The organism is Streptomyces sp. (assembly GCF_050698815.1).
Taxonomy (GTDB): Bacteria; Actinomycetota; Actinomycetes; order Streptomycetales; family Streptomycetaceae; genus Streptomyces.
On record NZ_JBOHCV010000295.1, the window covers coordinates 20,166 to 29,301 of the forward strand.

Consider the following 9,136-nt stretch of genomic DNA (forward strand, 5'->3'; position numbering starts at 1 on the left):
CCTCGCCACCTCCGAGTCACGCGTCTACAGGGCGATGGGCGACGTGATGACCCGTCGGCTGACCGGCACACCACCACCCCCTACCTGGCGCGACGCATGACCGGACGCGAGGCCGCGAAGCCCTTCCTCGAACAGATCGAGTACCGCGAACGACACCTTGCGGACCAGGCCGAACAGGCCTGGGCAGATCGAGCATCTCGTCACCCGTCTGACCGAACTTCGGATCACCCGGAAGACCCTGCCGGGCATCGCGGCCTACCTTGCAGCCGAGGCCGGAATCGAGCCGGCACCCACGCTCCCGGAGCGCCCGAGCACGCCGGCAACCTGCCGATCACCGCGAAGAACACCGAAGCATCCGGTCCAAGCTGAAACGCCTGGTCAACCGCGGCCTCCTCGCCGAACGCGAGCCCGGCCTGTTCGCCCACCCTCGCCCGTGGGTCCGCCGCACCACGCTGACCAGCCGCTACGCCCCAACGCAGCACGCACCGGACCTTCACCATCAAGTTCGAAAATCCGGTTTATCGGCAGGAGTCATGGCTACGCGGCCCGTAGCGGCTCAGGGCGCCAAGCGCGCGGCCCTGGGGGCATAGCCCTTTCCGCTGGCCAGGCGTGCGCCGGAGGGAATCAGCACCTACCGGAACTGGCAACCCTGAAGAGGCTACAAGGAACAGGGGCAGGACCATGACGAACGAACTCCCCAGTCAGAAGATCGCGATTCTGGCCACGGACGGCGTGGAACGTGTCGAATTGGAGCAACCCCGCGGCGCACTCTTCGGCGCCGGGGCGCGGACCGAGTTGCTCTCGATCCATCTCGGCGAGATCCAAGCCCGGCAATTCGACATTGACTCCGCCGGGACCTTCCCGGTCGACCGGCTGGTCTCCGACTCCTCCGTCGACGACTACGAAGCGTTGTTTCTCCCCGGCGGCACGGTCAACCCCGACCAGCTCCGGATGAACTCCGATGCAGTCGCATTCGTGAAGGATTTCGTGGCAACAGGCAAGCCGGTGGCCGCCATCTGCCACGGGCCCTGGACGCTGGCTGAGGCCGACGTGGTACAGGGACACCGACTCACCTCATGGCCGAGTATCCGCACCGATCTGCGCAACGCCGGGGCCGAGGTTGTCGACGAAGAGGTCGTTGTCGACGGCCAGTTCACAACCAGCCGCTCACCCGCCGACCTGCCCGCCTTCTGCGCAGCAATCGTCGCCCAGTTCAGCAAGGCCGAGCACGCCACCGCCTGAGCTGTGATCAACCTTGCGAAGTCCCGCCGCGCGCCGGTCACCGAGTCGGGCATCGACAGTCGGCAGCCACATTCCGGCGATGGGCATCCTCCCGGTACGGCTTGCCTGAGGAAGTGAGGTCGCCTGTCTTCACGCTCTCCGGGCGGAGCATGTAGTCGATGAAGAGCATCGCCGTGCCGGGATGCTGGGCGGTGGAAGGGATGGCGTAGCAGTCGGAGTTGACCGGGGCGCCCTCCCGCGCGATCTCGAAGCCGAAGACCGAGGGGTCCTTCGCCTGGGCGAGCATGGCGGCCATGTCCCCGCTCCACGCCTGAGTCATGTCGGCGTTTCCGTTGAGCAGGTTGTTGTAGCTGTCGCTGGAGAAACCGCGCAGACGGGGGCGGAGGGAGCGCAGTGTGTCGGTGATGCGGTCGAGTTCGCCCTCATCGGTGGTGCTGACGCCGAGACCGCGCTTGAGCGCGCCTATGGCGAGCACTTCGTCGCGGTCGTCGAGGACGAACACCTTGCCCTTGGCCTTGGCATTCCACAGGTCGCCCCAGGAGCCGGTCAGGTCGCCGAGGCGGTCCTTGCGCCAGCCGATACCTGTCTTGTACATGGCGAAGGGCACCGTGTGCGCCGAGCCGGGGTCGTACCAGGGGTCGGCGAAGTAGTCGTACGCCCCGAACACGGCGTCGGCGTTCTTCAGCCGGGCGTGGTCGATCCGGCGCAGCTTGCCTCCGGTGGCGAGGCGCTGCGCCCATTTCGCGGAGGGGAAGATGATGTCGTAGCGGTTTCCGGCGTTGAGCTTGGCGGCCATGCCTTCCATGGAGTCGAAGTTCGACTGGATGACCTTGACGCCGTACTCCTTCTCGAAGCCGTCGAACACCGACGGATCGACGAAGTCGGCCCAGTTGAAATAGGCCAGGTCACCGTCGATCTTGGCATCGATCGGCGCTTGTGTTGCCGCTTCGTCGGCCGCGTCGCCGGATCCGAACCCGCAGCCGGCCACGGTGAGGCCGAGGGTCGCGGCGGTGCCGGCGCGGAGGAGGGAGCGGCGGGACAGTGGGAGTGCCTCGGGGGACATCGGTGGTCCTCTCCGTAGGGGCCGCTGGGGGACGGCAGGGGACGATCAGTGCTTCAGGTGCGGACATGCGTGCACGGATGCCCTGCGTTCGTGCACGACGGGGAAACGCGAGACGGTGCGGGTATACCTGAGGTGGCTCACAACTCCGCGGCGTCGAGGTCGGCCCGGACCCGGTCGGCGAACCAGCCGACCGCCGACTCGCGCCGGGACAGGGGCCCCGGCTCGAAGCCCGGCGTGGCGAGGCCCTTCTGCACCCGGGCCACAAGCTCGGAGTCCTCGTCGTTGGTGATCCAGCCGATGTGGATGTTCAGCCGCCGGGCGATGCGGGTGCGCAGGCCTGTCCCCCGGCGCGTGTACCAAGCACCGGGCACGGCCACGCGGTCCACGGCGGTCGGGATCGCGGTCCAGGCAAGCACATGGTCGGGGTAGAAGTCGAGGAGTGTGTTCGGGTAGATCACCGCATATCGCCAGACCCTGCGGTCGGCTTCGGTGAGGCCGGGCATGGGGGCGGCAATGTGCTGGTAGAGGCGTTCCGCCCAGTTCGAGGACGGCTTGTCCCTCAGCGTCGAGGAGAACAGGGCATAGGACTCCTCGGTCTCGATGGTGGCACTCTGATAGTCGAGCAGCCGCATCAGGCCGGGGTGGGCCACCGGGACGTGATAGCCCTCCAGGTAGTTGTCGACCGCCACCTTCCAGTTGGTTTCCTGGATCTCGGCGCCGGCCAGGTCGTGGATCCGACTGCGGCCGACGGGCACCAGGTCGGTTCCGGCGTAGCGTCCGACTGCCTCGGCGAGGCCGGCACACTGCTCGGCAAGCGGCTGCGCGTCCGGATCCAGGTTGGCGAAGACGAAGCCGAGGAACGACTCGACCCGGACAGGGAGCAGGCCCAGCCTGGGCTTGTCCAGGCCTGGGATCTGGCGGGCCTCGGGGGCACCGACCAGGCCGCCGTCGAGCTTGTACGTCCAGCCGTGGTAAGGGCAGCGAATCGCCTTTCCGGCCGGTTCCGGGGCGGTGACCAGCCGTGTTCCGCGATGGCGGCACACGTTGAGGTGGGCGGCCAGACCCCCGTCCTCGGTCCGGACCACCAGTACCTCGCGGTCGGCGACGCCGGCGGCGAGCCGGGCACCCGGTCCGGGCAGATCGGACTCGTGGCACACGAGCTGCCAGGACTTGGCGAAGATGCGCCGGGTCTCGGCGGTGGCCGTGTCGGGGTCGGTGTAGTAGCGGGCGGGCAGAGCCAGCCCGGGGCTGCCTTGGCTGAGCTGATTCAGCGGCGCTTCGGGGGCTTGGGGCTGCATCGGCTGACTCCTCCATGCCGCACGGGGCGATCAGTGTCGCGGCGGCCTTGGGGCGGTCGGCGGGCGGCGTCGAACGGCCGGGACCTGCCTTGACTAATTAGTCAGTCAGACTGCTGGGGGGCTTCTGCGGTGTCAAGGCTTGTGTACTGACTAACTGATTAGTTAGCGTAGTCGCCATCGCAGATCGCCGCGATGCGTCGTCCACGTCGGACCGGACGCCGACAGCCGCCCGGACGCCCCAGGTCCGGGCCCGTACCGCACAGTCCCCGTCGCACGGCACGGCACCGCGAACCGGCGGTGAGCCAAGGGCATCGCTCGTCGCACCCTCTGCTCACTGCCGGCCACGGCCGGGCCGCGCCACGGATCCCCTTCCTCTCCCCCGGAGGCACGCATGAGCGGTCGTCGGAGTCTGGTCTGGCTCGGGCTCACTCCTGAACCGGAACGGGAACTGCCCCCCACCGTCGCCGCACTGCGCACCGGTGCGCGGGATACGGCCACGGCGCCACCCGAACTGGCGGCCGCCGAGCGGCGGCGTGTGGAGACATTGATCCTGCGCGGCAGCCGCCGCAGCTGGCTCCGCTATCTCGCGGAGGTCACCGCCCTGGTGACCGGTGTCGCCGACGGTTCCCGGCTGGGCGACCTGCGGGCCGCGCTGCTCGCGGGAGAGGTGGTGCTCGACCACCACCGCATGCTGATCGGCCTTCCGGGACCCGGATACGACCGGACCGCGGCGGACCGCAGGGCCCTCGAAAAGGCGGTACGCACCCTGCGCACCGCTTCACCGGACGCACCCGATGGAGGCCGAGGATGACCCGGATCCGATCCCTGATGCCGGCACCGCCGGGCTCCGTGCTCGGCTCCACGCCGGACGTGGCCGAGACGGCCGAGACCTATCTCGCCACCGGTGGCTACCGGGATGTGACCGGTCCGGACGTGCTGCTCGACCACATCAGCGCGGCCGGTCTGCGCGGGCGCGGCGGCGCGGGATTTCCCGCCGCGGTGAAGCTGCGGGCCGTACGTGACGCCGGCGGCGTGCCCATCGTGGTGGCGAACGGGGAGGAGGGCGAACCCGGTTCGTCCAAGGACCGCTGGCTGCTGCGGGCCAGGCCGCACCTCGTCCTGGACGGCCTCGCGCGCGCCGCCGCCGTCACCGGCGCCGTGCGGGGATACGTGTACCTCTCCGATCCGGCGGCAGGCGACAGCGTCCGCCGGGCCCTCGCCGAGTGGAATCCCCCGCTGCCTGTCGAGGTGATCGAGACCGGGCACCGTTATGTCGCCGGCGAGGAGACGGCGGTGGTCCGCAGGATCAACGGCGGGCCGGCCATGCCCACCGCCAAGCCACCACGTCCGTACGAGCAGGGCGTCGGCGACGAGCCGACCCTGGTCTCCAACGTCGAGACCCTCGCACGTATCGCCCTGGTCGCGTCACGTCCGGACCTGCGCCGACGGATCGCCCGTACCACCCTGGTGACGCTGTCCGGCGGGCACGTTGAGCCCCTGGTCGCCGAGGTTCCGTACGGCACCGCGCTGCGGACGCTGGCCGAGGCCCAGGGCACTCACGACGCGACCGGGGCCCTCATGGGCGGACTGTTCGGCGGACTGATCGGGCCCGGCTCTCTCCACCTCGGGCTCGATCCAGACGCTCTGGCCGATGCGGAGACGGCCCTGGGCTGCGGAGCAATCCGCTTCCTCGCCCCCGGCGAGTGCCCGGTGACGACCGCCGCCGACGCCGTCGGCCATCTCACGGCCGAGAGCGCACAGCAGTGCGGCATCTGTGTGGCCGGCACGGCCTCGATTCGCGACACCCTGCACGGGCTGACCGCGGGCACAGCCGGATCCGATGCCCTCTCCAAACTCCTCCGGTGGTCCTCCGCACTTCCAGGGCGCGGCGCCTGCGGCCTCCTCGACGCCGCCGCGGGCACGGCAGGAAGCCTGATCCGCGTCTTCCCCGAACTCGTGCGGTCCCACCTCGACACGCGTTGTCCTGCTTGCGCCTCCTGTCCTCCCGACGGCGGTCGCCGCCTCGCGGTGGCCGTACCGGAGGTCGCGGCCCCGCCCACTGCCCCGCTGCCCGGCCCTTCCCCGGTGCCCTCGCTGAAAGGAACACCGTGAAACTCCTGCTGGACTCCACGCGCTGCCAGGGCTACGGCTTGTGCCAAGAACACGCTCCCAGCCTCGTCGACCTCGACGAATGGGGCTACGCGACCGTCATCGCCACCCCGGTGCCGACCGGCAGCGAGGACGCGGCCCGCGCCTGCGCCGAAGCCTGCCCGAACTCCGCACTCCGGCTGGAGACGTGACATGAGACGTGACCTGACCGCCCTCTTCGGCCCCAAGTCCGTCGCAGTCGTCGGCGCCAGCGACGACCCGGCGAAATACGGCCACGCGGTGGCCTCCCAGGCCCTGCGCGCCCCCGACCGGCGGCCCGTGCACCTGGTGAACCGCCGCGGCGGTACGGTCCTGGGCCGTACGGCCGCCACAAGCCTCGCGGACATAGGTGAACCCGTCGACCTGGCGGTGATCTCCGTACCGGGCGCCGGTTTCGAGGCCGCCGTCGATGACGCCCTGGCCTGCGGCGTGCGGGCGATCGTCGGCATCACCGCCGGCTTCGCCGAGGCGGGCCCCGCCGGTCTGGCCCGGCAGCGTGCGATCGCCGATCGCGTACGGGCCGCCGGCGCTGTCCTGGTCGGCCCCAACTGCCTCGGCGTCGCGGACAACACCACCGAGCTCTACCTGGCCTCGGACACCTTCACGCCCGGCGGAGTCGCCCTGCTGAGCCAGAGCGGCAATCTGGCGCTCGAACTCCAGCTCCGCGGTGCGCCCCACGGTCTGGGCTTCTCCCGCTTCGTCTCCCTCGGAAACCAGGCCGATGTGACCCTCGTCGACCTCGTCGAGGACTGCGCACGGCACGAGCCCACGCGTGCCATCGCCGTGTACGCCGAGGACTTCGGCGACGGCCGCGCCTTCGCCCAGGCCGCAGCGGCGGCGGGCAAGCCGGTCGTGCTGCTGACCGCGGGCCGTGGCAGCGCCTCGGCCCGCAGCGCCCAGTCGCACACCGGAGCCCTCACCACCTCGTCCGACATCGTGGCCGCCGCCTGCCGCGACGCCGGGGTCGAACTCGTCTCCACTCCGAGGGAGATGACGATCGTCCTGGCCGCGCTGAACGCTGGGACGCGTACGAGCGGGCGTCGTACCGCGGTCTTCACCGACGGCGGCGGCCACGGCGCCATCGCCGCAGACGCCGCTGAGGCAGCGGGACTTGACGTACCCGAGCTGGGCGGCTCGGCCCAGGAACAGCTGAGGACCGTGCTGTGGGAGCAGTCCTCGGTAGGCAACCCGGTCGACCTGGCCGGGATGGGTGAGCAGAACCCCCGCTCGTACGCCGAAACGGTCGCAGGATTGCTCGGCACCGACGAGGTCGACGCCGTCCTGATGACGGGCTACTTCGGCGGCTACGCCGCCTGCGACGGCGGTCTCGGCGGCGGGGGAACGGCGCTCTGCGAGGGCGAGTTGGAAGCCGCGCACGCCGTCGTCACGCATCAGAGGGAGATGCCCAAACCGCTCGTCGTGCAGTCGATGTACCCGCAGTCGCCGAGCTGCCAGGTGCTCGCCGAAGCGGGGATACCGGTGTTCGCCGCCACCGAGGACGCCGCCCGCGCGCTCGTGGCGATGACGGCCCCGGAGACGGCTGATCAGCCCGGCGTCGCCGCGCTGCCGCCGGCTGCCCCGCCCCTGCGGGACGCCGGGTACCACGGGGTGCGGGCGCTGCTGAGCGCAGCCGGGGTGCCGTTCCCGGCGGCGCGCGAGATCACTGACGAGGCCGGACTGCTTGCCGCGGCCGAGGAGTTCGACGGTCCGTATGTCCTGAAGGCCCTGCACGTCCTGCACAAGTCCGACGCGGGCGGGGTGGCCCTGCGGCTGGCTGACCGGGACGCGCTCTTCGGCGCGTACCGGGACATGGACGCCCGGCTGGGCGCGCCCTCCTACTCGGTCGAGGCGATGGCCGACCTCACGGACGGCATCGAGCTGATCGTGGGAGTCCACCGCGACCCCCGGTTCGGACCGGCGGCCATGGTCGGCCTCGGTGGAGTCCTCACCGAGACGCTGCACGATGTCGCCTTCTCGCTCGCACCCCTCCCGGCCGGCCGGGCGGAGTCGTTGCTGCGCAGTCTGCGGACCGCCGCGCTGCTCGATGGCGTCCGCGGCCGGCCGGCCGTCGACGTAGCCGCCGCGGCAGCCGTCATCGAGCGCATCACGACAGTCGCCTCCGCGCACCCCGGGATCGCCGAACTCGAGGTCAATCCGCTGCTCGTCCTTCCCGACGGGGTCATGGCTCTGGACTCCCGGGCCGTCCTTGACTGACCGGCCTTTCTCTCCCCTCTCAACGCTCCCTGCAGCCCGCACCACCCGAATCCCCGGAGGACATCATGGACTTCCGCTACACACCCGAGCAGGCCGGCCTCAAGACCCGGGCAGCCGCCTACGCGCAGCTCCTGATGCGGTACGAGGACCAGTCCGAGGAGGCAAGCGGGCCGCTGCCCGCCGACACCGTCCGCGAACTGACGCGCGCCGCGATCGACGCCGGCGTGTTCGCGATCAACATGCCCGTCGAATGGGGTGGGGCGGGCCTGTCGCTGCTGGACCAGGTCATCGTCGAGGAGGAGCTCGGAAAGGTCACCAACTGCCTTTGGGACATCCCCTGGCGGCCCTCCAACGTCCTGGCGTACGGCACCGAGGCGCAGCGGGAGAAGTATCTGCTGCCCATCATCAGGGGCGAGCGCTTCGACGCGTTCGCGGTGACCGAACCGGATGCGGGCTCCGACCCCTCCTCGGGCACCAGCACCGCCACCCGTACCGAAGGCGGCTGGCTCCTGAACGGCGAGAAGTGGTTCGTGACCTGCGGTGACGTCGCAGACTTCCTGCTCGTGCAGGCCGACGCGGGACGGGAGCGGGCGGCGACCCTGTTCTTCGTCGACAAGCAGGCACGGGGTGTCGAGATGACACGCGTACCGCGGTTCATGCATACCGCTGTGAACGGGCACCCCGAGTTCACCTTCACCGACGTCTTCGTCCCCGACGAGGACGTGCTCGGCGGTGTCGGCAAGGGCTACGAGCTGACAAAGGAATGGTTCACGGACGAGCGGCTGATGATCGCCGCGCGGACCGTCGGCGCCGCCGAACGAGCCCTGGAACTCGCCCGCGACTGGGCAGTGGAGCGCCGCCAGTTCGGCTCCCCCATCGCCGACTTCCAGCTGATCCAGGGCATGCTCGCCGACTGCGCCGTCGACATCGCCGTCAACCGCGCCTACACCCACCAGGTCGCCTGGGAAGCCGATCAGCCGCACACCGGCCGAAAAACCCTGCACGCCAAGGCGTCGACGGCGAAACTCGCGGCCAGCGAGGCCGCCGGCCGGGTCATCGACCGCTGTGTGCAGATCTTCGGCGGACGCGGCTACGACCGCTCCTACCCCGTCGAACGCCTCTACCGCGAACTGCGCGTCGACCGCATCTGGGAAGGCACCTCCGAAATCCA

At 70.3% G+C, this 9,136-nt stretch carries 9 protein-coding genes; 6 read left to right on the forward strand and 3 right to left on the reverse strand.

All coding sequences use genetic code 11. From position 1 onward, the window contains the following. Positions 1–24: 24 nt before the first annotated feature. Positions 25–249 carry a hypothetical protein gene (locus ACRDP3_RS10690; protein ID WP_431516639.1) on the reverse strand — a complete coding sequence of 75 codons (225 nt, stop codon included), beginning with the start codon at positions 247–249 and terminating at the stop codon, positions 25–27. A 432-nt stretch (positions 250–681) separates the two neighbouring features. Here ACRDP3_RS10690 and ACRDP3_RS10695 point away from each other — a divergent pair, with 432 nt between their 5' ends. Further along, positions 682–1,242 (forward strand): type 1 glutamine amidotransferase domain-containing protein, encoded by a 561-nt coding sequence (locus ACRDP3_RS10695; RefSeq protein WP_431516640.1) that lies wholly within the window; start codon positions 682–684, stop codon positions 1,240–1,242. Between the two features lie 37 nt (positions 1,243–1,279). Here the strand turns inward: ACRDP3_RS10695 and ACRDP3_RS10700 are convergent, their stop codons facing one another. Both ACRDP3_RS10700 and ACRDP3_RS10705 read right to left on the reverse strand, forming a co-directional pair. Beyond that, positions 1,280–2,305: a polyamine ABC transporter substrate-binding protein gene (locus ACRDP3_RS10700; protein WP_431516641.1), complete on the reverse strand. Its 1,026-nt coding sequence runs from the start codon at positions 2,303–2,305 to the stop codon at positions 1,280–1,282. 137 nt (positions 2,306–2,442) lie between these two features. Further along, positions 2,443–3,603 carry an aromatic ring-hydroxylating oxygenase subunit alpha gene (locus tag ACRDP3_RS10705; RefSeq protein ID WP_431516642.1) on the reverse strand — a complete coding sequence of 387 codons (1,161 nt, stop codon included), beginning with the start codon at positions 3,601–3,603 and terminating at the stop codon, positions 2,443–2,445. Between the two features lie 391 nt (positions 3,604–3,994). Here ACRDP3_RS10705 and ACRDP3_RS10710 point away from each other — a divergent pair, with 391 nt between their 5' ends. The 5 genes from ACRDP3_RS10710 to ACRDP3_RS10730 all read left to right on the forward strand — a co-directional run. After that, positions 3,995–4,414, forward strand: coding sequence for a hypothetical protein (locus ACRDP3_RS10710; protein WP_431516643.1), 420 nt, complete (start codon positions 3,995–3,997; stop codon positions 4,412–4,414). Then, a complete protein-coding gene (locus tag ACRDP3_RS10715) occupies positions 4,411–5,715 on the forward strand; it encodes an NADH-ubiquinone oxidoreductase-F iron-sulfur binding region domain-containing protein (protein ID WP_431516644.1) in 1,305 nt (434 codons plus the stop codon). Before ACRDP3_RS10710 ends, ACRDP3_RS10715 begins: the two co-directional genes overlap by 4 nt. Beyond that, entirely contained in the window at positions 5,712–5,903 is a 192-nt protein-coding gene (locus ACRDP3_RS10720) for a ferredoxin (protein ID WP_431516645.1), read from the forward strand. Before ACRDP3_RS10715 ends, ACRDP3_RS10720 begins: the two co-directional genes overlap by 4 nt. Before the next feature lies 1 nt (position 5,904). Continuing rightward, a complete protein-coding gene (locus ACRDP3_RS10725; RefSeq protein WP_431516646.1) occupies positions 5,905–7,965 on the forward strand; it encodes an acetate--CoA ligase family protein in 2,061 nt (686 codons plus the stop codon). Positions 7,966–8,030: 65 nt separating this feature from the next. Then, positions 8,031–9,136, forward strand: a 1,106-nt coding sequence (locus ACRDP3_RS10730; RefSeq protein ID WP_431516647.1) for an acyl-CoA dehydrogenase family protein, incomplete at its 3' end; no start/stop codon positions are given.

What these genes read in the sequence shown, in the direction of transcription:
- ACRDP3_RS10690 (WP_431516639.1), bottom strand. Translation starts at nt 249, where the DNA reads ATGCCCGGCAGGGTCTTCCGGGTGATCCGAAGTTCGGTCAGACGGGTG.
- ACRDP3_RS10695 (WP_431516640.1), top strand. Translation starts at nt 682, where the DNA reads ATGACGAACGAACTCCCCAGTCAGAAGATCGCGATTCTGGCCACGGAC.
- ACRDP3_RS10700 (WP_431516641.1), bottom strand. Translation starts at nt 2,305, where the DNA reads ATGTCCCCCGAGGCACTCCCACTGTCCCGCCGCTCCCTCCTCCGCGCC.
- ACRDP3_RS10705 (WP_431516642.1), bottom strand. Translation starts at nt 3,603, where the DNA reads ATGCAGCCCCAAGCCCCCGAAGCGCCGCTGAATCAGCTCAGCCAAGGC.
- ACRDP3_RS10710 (WP_431516643.1), top strand. Translation starts at nt 3,995, where the DNA reads ATGAGCGGTCGTCGGAGTCTGGTCTGGCTCGGGCTCACTCCTGAACCG.
- ACRDP3_RS10715 (WP_431516644.1), top strand. Translation starts at nt 4,411, where the DNA reads ATGACCCGGATCCGATCCCTGATGCCGGCACCGCCGGGCTCCGTGCTC.
- ACRDP3_RS10725 (WP_431516646.1), top strand. Translation starts at nt 5,905, where the DNA reads ATGAGACGTGACCTGACCGCCCTCTTCGGCCCCAAGTCCGTCGCAGTC.